Here is a 14931-nt window from a genome sequence, read left to right on the forward strand (position 1 = left end):
ATGTTACTAAGTAGTTTGTCCATATTGATGGGCGCCATATTGGTGCCGAGCGATTATTTGTGGGCCTATTCTACTCACATCATAATCATGTGTCTCTACTTAATATGGACAAAGCGTTTAATAGTTTTCTTTTTGACACTTCTCTCCTTACTTTCAGTATTTTTCCATGAGTTCAATTCACCCGAGCCCTTTCCTGTCTTTGATGGCGCTATTGTTTGGGTGGATTTTGATGATCGAAAACTGACCTTTCCCGAGCCATTGCTGACGAAATTACAGGGTGCGATTCAGGGGCAATCCATTGCTATAACCTACCAAACGGCCAACGGTAATTGGCACTCCCAAGATAACTTTACACTACGAGAATTCGCTCCACATACATCAAATCAGCATGATTCGTTACTTTATAAAGGGCGAACGGCTAGGCTTGTTATACCTGCTAAAGAGGGGGCTTGGTGGCAGCGGCAACTGTATGTCAAACGGCAAGCTGCACAGATTACAGTCGAATTTGCAGATGGCGAAATAGAACGATTGGATAATAGTCCGTATAACGTTCGAGATAAGTTAACAAATCGGCTCGATAGTGCGTTGCAAAGCTATGATAGCTGGCGCTTTTCTAAGGCATTATTGTTAGGTCAAAACGACCTGTGGAGTGAAAAAATACTTGGGTCATTAGAACGCTTGGCTTGGCACATCTTTTTGTTGTTTCTGGGTTGCATACGGGGTTTATGTTCGTCATCGGCCGACTCATTAGTCGAGTCATTTGGCTATTGTTACCTGCAAAAATGCTCTTGTCGGGTTTGACCCGTTGGCATTGTGATGCTGCGATTGTTATTCCTATGCTGTTTGGATATGCCTATATCACCAATTGGGGCGAGCCAGTTGTGAGGGCGTCTATTATGTTGAGTGTGTATTTATGTGCTCGAATGTTGGCACTCAAAGCATCCCCTCATGGCATTATTATTTTTGCTTTATGGCTAATATTATTAGTAGAGCCGAGATCGATTCTAAGTCCTGGTCTGTGGTTGTCTTTCAGCATGGTTTTTCTATTGATTGGGTACTGTCAAACGACGGTTAAATTGTCTCGTTTGTTGATGGTGCAGCTCATGCTGAGCACTGCGTCTATGGTATTGATTCTTGGCTGGCAAGAGGCCATCTCCAGTGTGTCTATTTTGACCAATGTTGTTTTGATCCCGTTTGCTGCGTTTGTTTGGTTTCCTTGGGGGATTGCAGCATGTGTTGAAGTGGTTGTTGTGGGTACCGATCTCAGCTATTCAATATTGGATGTAATACTGCGCTTAATTATTGATGGTGTTGATTGGCTGGCATTCGAGCTGCCTTTGTTGCCTTTTGAACAATATGCTTCGAGTGCTCCGCGCTTATTGATGTTGTTTTTGATCGGGTTTTGGGTGTATCAAAGCCCATTGAAGCGGGGCTTGTTGTGTGTGGTGGGTATTTGGAGCACACTGTTTGCTTCTGCTTTTATTGAAGAAAATGGGGCGAATCTCACCATTTTAAATTCAGATGGTCGCCTCATGATAAAAGATAAATCCACTGTACTGATGGTGGATTCTTGGGCGGCCCATGATTTAAATCGGTTATTGTTTGATGGCTATGTCATGCCTGCTCAAAATCGTGTCTATTTGTTGTCTCCGGCCGATATGACAGCAATGACCCCTGAGCAATTGCTGTCATTGAATGTGTCATGGGTGGTTTTGAGAAAATATGCGTCGACTCAAATTATGGCGATGATGACGGCATTAAAGGTCGATTGGGTCATTGTTGAGGATCATGAATCGTTATCGTTTTTCTTTGAAAATGATCGAACAGTTTTGCGACATTCTGCGTGTATCTATTCATTTTTTCTCTTAAAATCTGACACTTGCAAGCGTGTAGAAAAGTTAGAGAGTGTGTTAAATTACATTCAAACTTAATTTGGAGAGCGATGTGTTAGCCTTTATTCAAACTGGTGGTTTTTTCATGTGGCCATTGATGGCCTGTTCTATTCTTGCGCTGGCCATTATTTTAGAGCGTTTCTGGACACTTCGAAAATCGGCTGTTGCGCCGAACGGTCTGCTCTCAGATGTGATGACACGTCTTCGGGATGACCGTATGACATTGGAATACATCCGCACCATGCAAGCCAAAACTGGGTTGGCGTCTATTTTTGCTGCAGGCTTGTTAAACTCCAAACACGGTCGTGGTGCCATGAAAGAAAGCGTCCAAGAAGCAGCCAGTCATGTCATCCATGAATTAGAACGTTTTATGAATACTCTTGGGACGATTGCGGCAATTTCTCCTTTGCTGGGTTTGCTAGGGACGGTCGTGGGTATGATTAAAGTGTTTTCAGTATTGATGGAGAGTGGGGCTGGAAATACCGCGTTATTAGCAGGTGGTATATCGGAAGCCTTACTAACAACGGCTGCTGGGCTTGGTGTGGCTATCCCAGCATTAATTTTTCATCGTTTCTTTAGTCGCAAGATTGATGAGCTTGTGGTGACTATGGAGCAGCAATCTACAAAGTTGGTCGATGCTTTGCATGGTGACCGTGATAAGACGGGAGTGGCTCAGTGAAGTTTAGACGTCAAAAAATAGATGACGTTCAAATTAATCTTACGCCATTAATTGACGTTGTTTTTCTCCTGCTCATTTTCTTTATGGTTAGTACAACCTTTAATCAAAGCACAGAGCTAACAATTGACCTGCCAACAGCCACATCAAATGCACCCAGTACTGATCGTGCTCAAAATGTAGAGTTGGTCATTACCGCAGATGGTCAGTATGTCATTAATGGTCAGACTTTGATTAACGAAAAAGTCAGTACATTAGTGCAAGGCTTGAAAGAAGTAACAGAAGGGGACTTTACTCGACCTTTGATTATCACGGCTGACGCAAAAGCGTCCTATGACATGGTATTAAGGGTGTATGATGCCGCGGCAACCTTGGGTATTACGAAGCTTGCTCATACTGCGCAAAAAGAGCCGATCCAGTGAGTTTGGAATCCTTGTTTACTCGCTCGTGGTACGGTCGCTGCGGCTGGACCCATGTGTTTCGTCCGCTGCAACCTTTGATTCGAAGTCATGTGCGCAATAAGCGTCAAGCTTTTCTAGATTTTCCTGAGCGTTCTTACCGGGCACCAGTGCCTGTGGTTGTTGTCGGAAATATCAGTGTTGGCGGAACGGGCAAGTCACCCATGGTGGTCGCATTATGCGAACTGCTTTTGGCACAAGGCTATCGTCCAGGGATTGTTTCTAGAGGTCATGGCGTGAAGGTTAAGGCACCCACTCAGGTTACTCCCGATAGCTCTGCACTCGATGTCGGTGATGAACCTGTCATGCTGGCTCGCAGAACAGCCTGCCCTATGGTTGTTTTCCCAAAAAGGGATGAGGCGGTAAAGCATTTGCTGGCTACGCACGATGTAAACATCATTATTTGTGATGATGGTATGCAGCACTATCAGTTACACAGAGATATTGAAGTGGCTATGTTGGACGCATCTCGTGGTCTTGGGAATGGTCAGTTGTTGCCTGTCGGTCCGTTAAGAGAACCTATCGAACGGCTTTCAAGCGTGGATTTTGTTGTCAGTGTGACAAGCAAGATGACATTGCCACTACAACAATTGCCAGTCTCTGTTGTGCTTACGGCGCTTGCATCGACAAAGTTGCTGTCTCTGAATGGTGATCTGCAACGCGATGCACAAAAAGCGCTGTTGGAAGAGAAATCTTGGCACATTATGGCTGGTATTGGTAATCCTGAACGTTTTCTCGCTACCTTGAGCCAGCTTGGTTTAGATCTCAACACAGTGACGCATCAGTGGTTCAATGATCATCATGTGTTTACTGCAACAGATATCCCCCAAGAAGGCGCCGTACTTATGACGGAAAAAGACGCTGTTAAGTGCAAAGCTCTTGGGTTAAGAAATTCAAATATCTGGTATTTACCCGTTTCTTTGGTGCTACCAGAACCTTTTAAACAGGCTTTTTTAGAGAAGCTAAACACAATAAAAGCGGTATCTTCTTATGAATAAAACATTATTAGACATTCTAGTTTGCCCTGTAACCAAAGCGTCACTGACTTTAAGCAAAGACGGCACAGAATTGATCAGTAAAGTGGGTGGCATGGCTTACCCAGTTCGTGACGGTATTCCTGTATTGCTTGAAACAGAAGCTCGCACTCTAACGTCTGAAGAGCGCTTGGATTCTGGTTCAGCAAAATGAGGTCGTATAAAGTCCTGACTGTATGTTTAGGGAATATATGCAGATCGCCAGCTGCGCAAGGGATTTTAGAGTCTGTGTCGAATGAGCAAGGCGTTTTTTTGGAATTGGACTCTGCGGGTACGGCGGCCTATCACGTCGGCAATCCACCAGACCCTCGTTCTGTATTCGCTCTTCAGCAGATCGATATTAATATTGAGCAACAAAAGGCAAGGCAGGTGTCGGTTGATGATTTTTACGCATTTGATTGGATTCTTGCGATGGATCGTGAAAATTTGTCCAATCTTCAGAAAATTCAACCTGAAAACAGCCCAGCTAAATTGGTTATGTTTGGTGAGTTTGATCACATCGCTGATTTTGGAGAAGTCGTCGATCCTTATTACGGTGGTCAAGATGGGTTTGCTCAGATGCGTTCGCATTTAAAGACCATCGCTAACGCTTTTGTTCACCACCTTATTTCCAGCCGAGAAGACTAAGTCCGTCTAATGAAAATGCGATTCAACATAACCGATTTTGCTGCTGTACAAGCAGAAGAGTCCATTCAGGAACAGGTGTCATTGGCTAAGTACAATACTTTTCGCTTTGACTATCTGGCTGAGTTTCTAGCAACTGCAACAGATTTAGAGTCGTTAAAGGCCTTGTTAGCGTGGGCGAAGCATTTTAAACAGCCAATCACTATGATCGGTGGTGGCAGCAATGTATTAATTGCTGCTGATGTACCTGGATTGGTCATCATCAATCGTTTGACTGGCATCAGTGCCAGAGAGCAAGCTGGCAATCAAGTCAGTCTTACGGTTGCGTCAGGAGAGAATTGGCATCAAGTCGTTGAGCATGCCGTAACACAACACTGGTTTGGTATTGAGAACTTGGCCTTGATTCCCGGTACAGCTGGAGCGGCGCCTGTTCAGAATATTGGTGCTTATGGTGTTGAAATTAAAGACGTCATCGCTCGTGTGCAAGTGATTAATACGACGACTGGTGATGTGTATTGGATTACTGGGCATGACTGTGGCTTTGCTTATCGCGACAGCCATTTCAAAGGCGTCTGGAAAGGCAGCTTGTTAATCACGGCAATTGAATTATCGTTAAAAAAACAAGGGGTGCTACAACTAAATTACGGTGGTTTGTCTGAACGGATAGAAGGCATTCCTAGCCTTGAATCAGTCTTTAATCTTGTTTGCCAAGTCAGAAGTGAAAAATTACCCGACCCTCTTGCTATAGGTAATGCAGGCAGTTTTTTTAAAAACCCTATTGTTGATCAAAAACAACACGATGTGTTAAAAGCGCAATACCCAAGCCTTGTGTCATTTCCGTTCGAAGCGGGTTATAAGTTAGCCGCAGGGTGGCTGATTGATCAGGCAGGGTGGAAAGGTAAAGTGTTTCAGGGTGTTGGTGTATACGATAAACAAGCCTTGGTATTGGTAAACTATTCTGAATCTCTTGCTGATTCGCTGCTCGACTTGGAGGCGCAAATTAAGCTTTCTGTTAATGATAAGTATGGTGTTCTGTTGGAGCGGGAACCGGTGCAGCTACCTCAATCAGCATACTCAAGTGTTGAGGTAGGTTAGAGTGAAAGTGGGTATCATGGACTCCGGTGCCGGTGGTTTGACCATTTTAAATGCGATTCACAAAAAGCATCCTTTTTTGAATTTAGTGTATTTGGCTGACGATGCTTTCGCACCTTATGGCAGTAAAACCATTGACGAACTGCAAGATAGATTGGTCAAAGTAGGGAAGTTCTTTGAGCGTGAAAAAGTAGATGCCATTGTGGTGGCTTGCAATACAGCAACGGTGGCAGCCATTGATGTTTTGCGAGCCTCAACGCGGTTGCCCGTTGTGGGAGTTGAGCCTGCCGTTAAACCAGCATTTCGATTAAGCAAACAGCGTAAAGTGGCTGTTCTGGCCACTCCAGTTACAGCGCAAAGTGCCCGTTTGAATCAATTGATTGAGCTTTGGAAGTCAGACAGTGTCGTGTTTGTCATGTCCAGTTCAACGCTTGCTTTTGATATTGACGCTTGGCCAGAAACAGAAGAAAAAATAAAGCTTACAATAGAGCAGCTTTGCGAAAAAATGCGAAGTGAAAAAGTCGATACTTTGGTGCTTGCTTGTACTCACTATCCTTTAGTGAAACCTGTATTTGAACAGGCGCTTGGTAAGGAATGCGAAATTATCGAACCCAGTGAAGGGGTCACGGCACAACTTATGCGCCGCCTAGCAGAGTCGTATCCAGATCAGGTTGGCGGTTTATTTGCTGAGACTCATCAAGTGAGTGGCAGTATCGAGTTGTGCAATACGATGTCCTCCCAAAACCACCCGCGTTTGGTTACTTGGGTTGAAGATAAAGAGGCTATTACACTGCAAAAAACAGTCGCGATTTAGCTTTCTTTCTGGAAAAAATCAATGATTCTATCTTTTTCCCACATGGCGTCTTGATAGCCTAGGTCCATTAGTGCTTTGCAATATTGCGGTGTAAATAGCAAATAACTGGCTGCCGAACTCACTTTTTCAGACGTTGACCCACCTGCCGCTTTTAACAATACACGAATATTTTTTGGAAGCGTGGAAAGGTAATGGTGCGCAATGGCGTTCAGCTCTTCTGATGGAGAAATAATCAATGTTTCTGTGGGAAGGTTTTGGTGCTTTGCCTTTTTATCTTCCGGTAAGTCTCGAATAAGACTGTTCATGATTTCCAGCTGATAAATATCGTCTTCTAAGTTGTCAATAAATGCACTGTTTAAGAGTTGCCCAAGTATTTGCGCCATACTTGGGGCGCTAGAATCAACAGTTGTGTCTGGTATCGCCCATTTTTTTGCACTTCTGTTTCCGCTTACACCAATGATAAAGAGTTTATCTGCGCCCAACTTTAGAGCTGGATAAATAGCCGATTTTTGTCGAATTGCGCCATCACCGTAATAGTGTTTGTCAATTTTATGGGCTGGGAAAATAGTAGGGATAGCGCTGGAGGCTAATAAATGATCGACACCTAAGTTTGCAACAATGCCTTTCCGTCGGTTACCTTGCCAAGACTGCAGCTCAGAAGAACCTTGAAAAAACGTGGTTGACTCGCCTGTGCTGTAACTCATGGCGGTAACGGCCAACGCTTTTAGTTGCTCATTTTGTATGGCGATGTTGATTTTCGAGAAATCCAAGTGATTAGTGAGCAATTCTTTGAGCGGGCTGTTATCCATTAAAGCAATAGAAGTGTCATGGTTGTGCACGTGGAATAGTGACATGAGTGTTTTGGTCACCGAGGTTGCCACTGGCCATCGACCAACTGTGTAAATTTGGTCTGGAGTTAGATGCCGCCAAACAAAAGCAAGCGTTGAAACAGCTTTAGAAAAATTGTCAGCATAGGAAGCGAGCATCGTCGCATTTAAAGCGCCCGCTGAAGTACCACATAAAATTGGAAAAGGTAGAGGGGTATTTTTGGGTAAAAGTCTTCCCATGGCGGAAAGAACACCAACTTGGTAAGCAGCGCGAGCGCCACCGCCAGATAAGATTAATGCATTATTTTTCTTCATAAAAGCTCACTTCTTCGACCCTGATTAAGCAAAGAATTTATCTCATAGTGAATCACTTTCTCCTATAAAAACAACTACTCATTTACATATAAGTATGGCGTATATTGGTAGTATTGCCATTAAGAGATATCAACAAATCGAATGACATGGCGTTTTTGTTATTACATTTTGTGGACTGGACTGACGATGTGGTACACAATCTCATCTATACTTTTGATGGCAATATTACGGTTAAAATAATAAGAAAGGTGAATTCATGAATACTTCTGTTGTTATAAGCGGTGTTGGGTTATGGACACCTGAACACAGCATTTCCAATGAAGAGCTTGTCGACAGCTACAATGCTTGGGCGGAACGTTACAATGTTGAGAACAGTCAAGCGATCGCATTGGGAGAGGTAGACGCTAAGCCTCTTTCAAGTGCTGAATTTATTGAAAAAGCATCAGGCATTAAGAGTCGCTATATCTATGCAAAAGAAGGTGCGTTGGACATTGATCGCATGCGTCCTATTTTAGACGTTAGAAGGGGATGAGCAAGTTTCCCATCAAGCAGAGATGGCCATAGCCGCTGCAAAGAAAGCCTTGCTGGCCGCTAATAAAGTCCCAAGTGATATCGATATGGTGATTGTATCATGTGCTTACACGCAGCGCTCTTATCCTGCCATTGCTATAGAGGTTCAATCTGCCCTTGGTATTGATGGGTTTGGTTTTGACATGCTGGTGGCGTGTTCCGCAGCGACCTTTGGTTTGCAAAGGGCGGTGGATGCCATTAAAGCGGGTTCCTCAAAAGGGGTGTTGGTAATCAATCCAGAACTGACGTCGCCGCAAGTTAATTATATGGACAGGGACTCGCATTTTATTTTCGGTGATGTGGCAACGGCGGTAGTAGTAGAAAGCAGTCAAACCTGCCAGTCAACGCATTCATTTGATGTGCTAAGTACCAAGTGCATTACGTCATATTCAAATAATATTCGCTCTAATTTTGGCTACACAACGCGTGTTACGGATGAAGAACCCTATTCAGCCGACATGCTTTTTCATCAAAATGGTCGAAAGGTTTTTAAGGAAGTGTGCCCAATGGCCGCCGAGCACATTGAAAACCATTTGAAGAGTGAAGGTATTCGGGTGTCGCAGTTGAAACGATGGTGGTTGCATCAAGCGAACATCAACATGAATCTATTGATCAGCAAGCGGTTATTAGGGCGAGATGCAACGCTGGAGGAGGCGCCAGTGGTGCTTAATGAATACGCTAATACTGCCTCGGCCGGGTCAATAATTGCGTTTGCGAAATTTCATGATGATCTTTCGGTTGGCGATATCGGTGTGATTTGCTCGTTTGGCGCTGGGTATTCCATTGGTAGTTTGATATTGCGTAAGCGTTAATTGCGTATTCTTTTGTAAGCCTTTAATAACTAGCTAGGTTAAGTCATTGAAACAGATGTGATTATAAGGGAGACTATTCGCATCGGTTTCAAAGACTCAACAGGGCTTTTAAATATGGCAATTCATCCTCAAGCAGGGCTGCTTGCATCTCATGACTTACTTGTAAACCTCCCAGAACTCATGTCGGCTTATTATCTTAACAAGCCAACTGTCACAAAAAATCCAGACGAACGTGTCAGCTTTGGCACATCAGGCCATCGTGGCAGTGCGCTATCCACCAGCTTTAATGAACACCACATATTGGCCATTGCTCAGGCTATTGCCGAATACAGGAAATCTCAAAACATCACCGGTCCTTTATATTTAGGAAAGGACACGCACGCTTTGTCTGAAGCGGCTTTTCAAACCACGGTGAGCGTGCTCACAGCCAATGGTGTGCGAGTTCGTACGCAGTTAAATGGCGGCTACACGCCAACGCCGGTTATTTCGCATGCAATATTAACGCACAACAAGCAAGCGTCAGGCAGTGACATGAGTGACGGCATTGTTATTACGCCTTCTCATAATCCGCCAGAAGATGGCGGTATTAAATACAATTCAAGCAAAGGCGGCCCAGCAGATAAAGACATTACCGACTGGGTAGCCAAAAGAGCGAATGCATTATTAGAAGCCGACTTACAAGGTGTTAAGCGTTTCTCGCCCAATGAGGTGGAAGCCAGTGGTCTATTGGAGCCGTTCGATTTTATCAATCATTATGTTGATGATCTTGCGAATGTTCTTGATATGAAAGCCATCGCGGATAAAAAAATCCGTATTGGTGTTGACCCAATGGGCGGTTCAGGTATCCATTATTGGGAGCCGATTGCAAAAAAATATGGCTTGGACATAACGGTTGTTAATAAAGAAGTCGATCCCACTTTTCGTTTTGTGCCAAGGGATAAGGACGGCAGAATTCGGATGGATTGTTCCTCTCCTTACTCCATGCAAGGATTGTTAAAGTTAAAAGATGACTTTGATATCGCCGTCGGAAACGACCCTGATTACGACCGGCACGGTATAGTATGTTCGGGTTTTGGATTGATGAATCCAAATGCGTATTTGGCTGTCGCGATTGAATACTTATCCCAGCACCGCAAGCAATGGCCACAAAAAATTCAATTTGGTAAAACCCTAGTGTCCAGTGGCATGATAGATCGCGTGGTTGATGGATTAGGGCGACCACTTTGTGAAGTGCCTGTTGGCTTTAAATGGTACGTTGAGGGAATGTTCAATGGCACCATGGCGTTTGGTGGAGAAGAGAGTGCAGGCGCTTCCTTTCTCCGTAAAGACGCCAGCGTTTGGACAACGGATAAGGACGGTTTCATCATGGCGTTACTCGCTGCTGAAATTTTAGCCGTCACAGGTCAAGACCCTCAGACACTGTACGAAGCGCAAGTAGCCAAATATGGAAAACCATTTTATAAGCGTATTGATGTTGCGGCGACACCGGCTCAAAAAGCACTCTTGGGTGCATTAGACGCAAAAGATGTCACTCAAACGGAATTGGCTGGTGAGGACATTGTGTCTGCTTTGACACACGCACCAGGAAACAATGCCGCCATTGGTGGTTTAAAAGTATCCACCAAAAATGGTTGGTTTGCTGCCCGACCGTCTGGCACCGAAAATGTGTATAAAATCTATTTAGAAAGCTTTATTTCAGAAGAGCATCTTGATGAATTGGAAAAAGAAGCAAAAGCGCTAGTGGACAGCGTACTTGCTAAGTAATTAACGCACGATACGACATCAAAAACGCCGTTTATTTTGAGCAAATAGACGGCGTTTTTATTTTTTTAGGGGTAGGGTTTTTTACCGCTTAGATCTCAGATAAACGGGAGAGCCATTTTCCTAATTGAAAGCCCAACTTATCGCTGAGTTTTTGTGCCGTGTTTTTCAGCTCCTTTGCATTGTCGTGATTGGCACGTTTGCCAGCGATAACCACCCAGTTGCCACTTCCTGTGTCTAGCGCCCGCACATCGTTAAAATGTTGTTTAATGATGTCGGTGAGTTCTTGGTTATTTTTATGATCTACCCAACAATTAAGGGCTAACCAGCCGTCTTCTTTGATGTTTTTTGCGCAATTTGCGATAAAACTAGCCTGTAATACTCCACGATCCATGCCCTCCGTGTTGTAGAGATCTGTCATGAGTATGTCGACTTTTTTGGTCAATCCTGCCTCAATATAATCAATGGCGTTCGCCACCTCTAAGTTGATGCGTTTCCCTCTTGGTAGCTTGAAATACATTTCCGCAGCGTCCAGAACCTCTTGCCTAAGTTCCACTGCGGTAAGGTGTATTGCCGGAACGGAATGATGCAATGCGTTGACTAGTGTGCCGCCACCTAACCCCAAAATGCATACACGTTTCGGTTCGCAAAATAGCAGCGGCAGCATCATGGCTTGAGTGTATTCATGCTGCAGAACATGAGGCGTAGAAAGACGAATACGGCTTTGCTCGTCACCTTCGGCAAAGGACAAAATACGATATTGGCCATCGTCAAAAATGCGAATAGGGCCCAATTCATCAGCGCTGTCATGTAGTAAGTTATGGTGACTCATTATTTTCCTTTCAGTTTAAGCATAGCGTTTGCTTTCCAAACGCTATGGAAATGTTTGTACAATGCTGATTAGTGAGTAGTGGCTTCTCGTAGGTGCCTTAGAATAACTTGTATTGGGTGTGGAACATGAGTGTCGTCAAAACGTTTAACCTGACTGCGGCAAGAATAGCCTGTGGCAACTAACTTTCCAAGCAGACCAGGATCGGTGACTTTTTCTTTCCACGACAAATCATAAATCGTTTTAGAGGTCTCTTTATTAGCGGTTTCATGGCCGTAAGTCCCAGCCATGCCACAACAGCCAACGTTTTCGACTTTTAAATCTAAGCCAAGAATACCGAAGACCTTCTGCCAATCTTGAATAGACGCGGCCGCGTTGGTCTTTTCCGTGCAATGTGTCATGAGGTGATACGTTGAGTTGTCGCACATCAGTGGCTGTTTGATGAGGTGCTCACTTTTCTTCATTAGCCATTCTTGCATTAATTGGATTTTTGGAATTTGTCGAGTATCGCCAAAGGCTTTGGTGTATTCCGATCGATAGGTCAGCGTCATAGAAGGGTCGATGCCTATAAAGGGCAAACCATAGAAAGCCAAGCTTTGCAGCATGTCTAAATTTTTGCGTGCAGTGCGATTAAAGGCTTTCATAAAACCATGCACATGTAAGGGTTTGCCGTTAGGCATATAGGGCGCAAGATAGGCTTGGAAACCAAGACGGCTTAGCGTTTCCATTGTGTCCAATACCAGTTCTGTATCAAAGTAACTGGTAAAGGCATCTTGCACCACGATGACAGCGCGAGATCGGTCTTTTGGGCTTAAGGCCTCAATTGCCAATGGCGTTGCTAGACGAATGCCACGACGCGACATTTCTTTTTTTAAATTGAGCTTGCTCAGTTTCGGGTTGTCGGCCAAACCTATGTATTTGCTGCTGAAGTGATTAACCCAGCTACGGCTTACCAACCAATTATATGGCTGTGGAAATATCGCCATGGTTGGCATCATGAATTCTAACGAGCCAATAAGATAATCTTTCGCTGGTCGCAGATAGCGGCTGTAGTATAGCTCTAAGAATTTCGCTCTAAACTCTGGTACATCGACTTTAATTGGGCATTGTCCAACACAAGATTTACACGCCAAGCAGCCCATCATAGATTCATGCACTTCGTTGGAGAAATCATATTCACCACGACGCTTTGCTAGGGTATTTTTCAGTCTTGGTAAGAAATTAAAAATTACATTGCTGTCTTTGGCATCTTTGCTTGCTTTGACGGTATCCACGCCTTGCAGGCTCATACCACGAAGCCATTCACGCATTAAAGAAGCGCGACCTTTTGGCGAGTGGCGACGATCTCGGGTGCCTTTCCAAGAAGGGCACATGGCATCATTTGGATCGAAGTTATAGCAGGCACCGTTGCCATTGCAGTACATGCCTTCTTGAAATTGATCACGATTCTGCAATGGAATTTGACGATCAAATTGACCACGTAATGGAACGGCATCTATCTTTAATAAATCTACACCGAGTTCAAATGGCGTGGCGATTTTACCAGGATTTAATCGGTTTCTTGGGTCAAATGCGGCTTTTACTTGCTGGATACTAGGATAGAGTTCACCGAAGAAAGCGGGTGAATATTCAGAGCGAACGCCTTTGCCGTGTTCACCCCACAATAAGCCATTGTATTTCTGCGTGAGCGCAACCACCTTATCGGTGATTTCACGGATCATGGGCTCTTGGGATTCGTCTTTAAGGTCAAGCGCAGGGCGAACATGCAGAACGCCAGCATCCACATGGCCGAACATGCCATATTGAACCTTGTAGCTGTCTAGAACAGCGCGAAATTCCATAATGAAGTCAGCAAGGTTTTCTGGCGGAACGGCGGTATCTTCAACGAAGGGAATAGGGCGACTTTGTCCCTTGGCGTTTCCGAGTAGGCCAACGGATTTTTTACGCATTCCCCAGAGCTTGTTGACGTTGTCGTGCCCCATAGCGATGGTGTAGCCCAACGCGCTGCTTCCGCCTTGTTTGACGAGAGCATCGAGCTTGTCAGTGAGCCCTTTGATTTTGTCGGCAACGTCTTGTTCGTCATTGCCTGTGTATTCGACAAGATTGATCCCTTGGATGTTTTCTCCCGCCTTTTCTGGAAAAAACTCAGCGACGGAATTCCAAACGATGTCACTTTTTGCAAGGCCGAGCACTTTTGAATCGACGGTTTCGATAGAGGTTGGTTTGGCATCGAGTAACTCGCGTGCATGTCGAAGCGAACCTTCAAAGCTGTCATAGCGAATGTTGACCAGAGCCGCATAGGTAGGAATCGGCAAAAGATTTAGTTTGGCTTCAACAATAAAGCCTAATGTGCCTTCTGACCCGCAAAGCACCGAGTTCATATTGAATTGACCATCTTCGGTGCGAATATGAGCCAAGTCGTAGCCAGTTAGGCAGCGGTTGAGTTCTGGGAAGGTGTCTTTGATCTCTTGCGCTTTGCTTTTTTGAATACTATCGACAACACGGTGCGCATGAGCGGAATAGTCACTGCCACTTTGTATTTCGGCCAGTGTTTCATCATCAATGGGGGCTGATTCTAGTAGATGGCCATCTAACAGCACGGTTTTTAATTCGAGAACATGGTCACGAGTTTTTCCATACATTACCGAACCTTGTCCGCTGGCGTCGGTATTTATCATGCCGCCAATGGTGGCTCTATTGCTGGTGGAAAGTTCCGGGGCAAAAAACAAACCATGGGGGTTGATGGCTTTGTTAAGTTGGTCTTTCACTACGCCGGCTTCAACGCGAGCCCAGCCTTCTTCTGCGTTGATCTCCAGAATTCGATTCATGTGCTTGGATAGATCAATCACTAAACCATCGGTTAAAGACTGCCCATTTGTGCCTGTGCCGCCGCCTCGTGGGCTTAAAACGACATCATTAAATTCTTCTTGGTTGGATAACTGCACCAATAACTGAATATCTTGTGTGTTCTTTGGAAAGATGACGCCTTGAGGTAAAACTTGATAAATAGAATTGTCCGTTGAAAGAACAACACGGTTGGCATAATCAGGATGGGTGTCTCCTGAGAATCCTGAAGCTTTCAGGCGTTCGATGAAAGAAAGGTATTTGGACTGAACGGGCGAGACTTCAGAAAGCTTTGGAATCATGTTTCATCTCCACAAATGATGAGTGCGGAAATGTTAACAAAGAAAAGCGGTCTAAAGGGATATTTATCAGACGAATAAATC

Annotated in this window: 13 protein-coding genes and 1 pseudogene; 11 read left to right on the forward strand and 3 right to left on the reverse strand. The window is 44.5% G+C overall.

Annotated features, from left to right (window positions below; all coding sequences use genetic code 11):
- From N5P32_RS03655 to murI, 9 genes are read left to right on the forward strand one after another with little or no spacing between them, the layout of a single operon-like run.
- Complete coding sequence (locus tag N5P32_RS03655) at positions 1 to 801, forward strand: hypothetical protein (protein ID WP_265727822.1); 801 nt, start codon at positions 1 to 3, stop codon at positions 799 to 801.
- Positions 726 to 1931, forward strand: coding sequence for a ComEC/Rec2 family competence protein (locus N5P32_RS03660; protein WP_265727823.1), 1206 nt, complete (start codon positions 726 to 728; stop codon positions 1929 to 1931). Before N5P32_RS03655 ends, N5P32_RS03660 begins: the two co-directional genes overlap by 76 nt.
- 13 nt (positions 1932 to 1944) lie before the next feature.
- Positions 1945 to 2571 carry a MotA/TolQ/ExbB proton channel family protein gene (locus N5P32_RS03665; protein ID WP_265727824.1) on the forward strand — a complete coding sequence of 209 codons (627 nt, stop codon included), beginning with the start codon at positions 1945 to 1947 and terminating at the stop codon, positions 2569 to 2571.
- A complete protein-coding gene (locus N5P32_RS03670; RefSeq protein ID WP_265727825.1) occupies positions 2568 to 2990 on the forward strand; it encodes an ExbD/TolR family protein in 423 nt (140 codons plus the stop codon). The genes N5P32_RS03665 and N5P32_RS03670 overlap by 4 nt, the downstream gene beginning before the upstream one ends.
- Positions 2987 to 4024 carry a tetraacyldisaccharide 4'-kinase gene (gene lpxK / locus N5P32_RS03675; RefSeq protein ID WP_265727826.1) on the forward strand — a complete coding sequence of 346 codons (1038 nt, stop codon included), beginning with the start codon at positions 2987 to 2989 and terminating at the stop codon, positions 4022 to 4024. Before N5P32_RS03670 ends, lpxK begins: the two co-directional genes overlap by 4 nt.
- Positions 4017 to 4214, forward strand: coding sequence for a Trm112 family protein (locus N5P32_RS03680; RefSeq protein WP_265727827.1), 198 nt, complete (start codon positions 4017 to 4019; stop codon positions 4212 to 4214). The genes lpxK and N5P32_RS03680 overlap by 8 nt, the downstream gene beginning before the upstream one ends.
- Entirely contained in the window at positions 4211 to 4687 is a 477-nt protein-coding gene (locus N5P32_RS03685; RefSeq protein WP_265727828.1) for a low molecular weight protein-tyrosine-phosphatase, read from the forward strand. Before N5P32_RS03680 ends, N5P32_RS03685 begins: the two co-directional genes overlap by 4 nt.
- 9 nt (positions 4688 to 4696) lie before the next feature.
- On the forward strand, positions 4697 to 5779 hold the full coding sequence (murB, locus tag N5P32_RS03690) for a UDP-N-acetylmuramate dehydrogenase (protein WP_265727829.1): 1083 nt from the start codon (positions 4697 to 4699) through the stop codon (positions 5777 to 5779).
- A 1-nt stretch (position 5780) separates the two neighbouring features.
- Entirely contained in the window at positions 5781 to 6590 is an 810-nt protein-coding gene (gene murI, locus N5P32_RS03695; RefSeq protein ID WP_265727830.1) for a glutamate racemase, read from the forward strand.
- Here the strand turns inward: murI and N5P32_RS03700 are convergent.
- Positions 6587 to 7732, reverse strand: coding sequence for a patatin-like phospholipase family protein (locus N5P32_RS03700; protein ID WP_265727831.1), 1146 nt, complete (start codon positions 7730 to 7732; stop codon positions 6587 to 6589). The genes murI and N5P32_RS03700 overlap by 4 nt on opposite strands.
- A gap of 256 nt (positions 7733 to 7988) precedes the next feature.
- Here N5P32_RS03700 and N5P32_RS03705 point away from each other — a divergent pair.
- Both N5P32_RS03705 and pgm read left to right on the forward strand, forming a co-directional pair.
- A pseudogene (locus tag N5P32_RS03705) lies at positions 7989 to 9114 on the forward strand (beta-ketoacyl-ACP synthase III).
- Positions 9115 to 9228: 114 nt separating this feature from the next.
- On the forward strand, positions 9229 to 10878 hold the full coding sequence (gene pgm / locus N5P32_RS03710) for a phosphoglucomutase (alpha-D-glucose-1,6-bisphosphate-dependent) (protein ID WP_265727832.1): 1650 nt from the start codon (positions 9229 to 9231) through the stop codon (positions 10876 to 10878).
- Positions 10879 to 10966: 88 nt separating this feature from the next.
- Here pgm and N5P32_RS03715 read toward each other — a convergent pair whose 3' ends face one another.
- Both N5P32_RS03715 and ydiJ read right to left on the reverse strand, forming a co-directional pair.
- A complete protein-coding gene (locus N5P32_RS03715) occupies positions 10967 to 11707 on the reverse strand; it encodes a spermidine synthase (protein ID WP_265727833.1) in 741 nt (246 codons plus the stop codon).
- Between the two features lie 68 nt (positions 11708 to 11775).
- Positions 11776 to 14850, reverse strand: coding sequence for a D-2-hydroxyglutarate dehydrogenase YdiJ (ydiJ, locus tag N5P32_RS03720; RefSeq protein ID WP_265727834.1), 3075 nt, complete (start codon positions 14848 to 14850; stop codon positions 11776 to 11778).
- Positions 14851 to 14931: the final 81 nt, after the last annotated feature.

It is taken from the genome of Marinomonas pontica, from assembly GCF_026191375.1.
GTDB classification, from domain to species: Bacteria; Pseudomonadota; Gammaproteobacteria; order Pseudomonadales; family Marinomonadaceae; genus Marinomonas; species Marinomonas pontica.

Excerpts from the sequence above, each read along its gene's own strand:
- pgm (WP_265727832.1), top strand. The coding sequence starts at position 9,229 with ATGGCAATTCATCCTCAAGCAGGGCTGCTTGCATCTCATGACTTACTT.
- N5P32_RS03700 (WP_265727831.1), bottom strand. The coding sequence starts at position 7,732 with ATGAAGAAAAATAATGCATTAATCTTATCTGGCGGTGGCGCTCGCGCT.
- ydiJ (WP_265727834.1), bottom strand. The coding sequence starts at position 14,850 with ATGATTCCAAAGCTTTCTGAAGTCTCGCCCGTTCAGTCCAAATACCTT.
- N5P32_RS03680 (WP_265727827.1), top strand. The coding sequence starts at position 4,017 with ATGAATAAAACATTATTAGACATTCTAGTTTGCCCTGTAACCAAAGCG.
- N5P32_RS03660 (WP_265727823.1), top strand. The coding sequence starts at position 726 with ATGTTCGTCATCGGCCGACTCATTAGTCGAGTCATTTGGCTATTGTTA.
- murB (WP_265727829.1), top strand. The coding sequence starts at position 4,697 with ATGAAAATGCGATTCAACATAACCGATTTTGCTGCTGTACAAGCAGAA.
- N5P32_RS03715 (WP_265727833.1), bottom strand. The coding sequence starts at position 11,707 with ATGAGTCACCATAACTTACTACATGACAGCGCTGATGAATTGGGCCCT.
- N5P32_RS03655 (WP_265727822.1), top strand. The coding sequence starts at position 1 with ATGTTACTAAGTAGTTTGTCCATATTGATGGGCGCCATATTGGTGCCG.
- N5P32_RS03685 (WP_265727828.1), top strand. The coding sequence starts at position 4,211 with ATGAGGTCGTATAAAGTCCTGACTGTATGTTTAGGGAATATATGCAGA.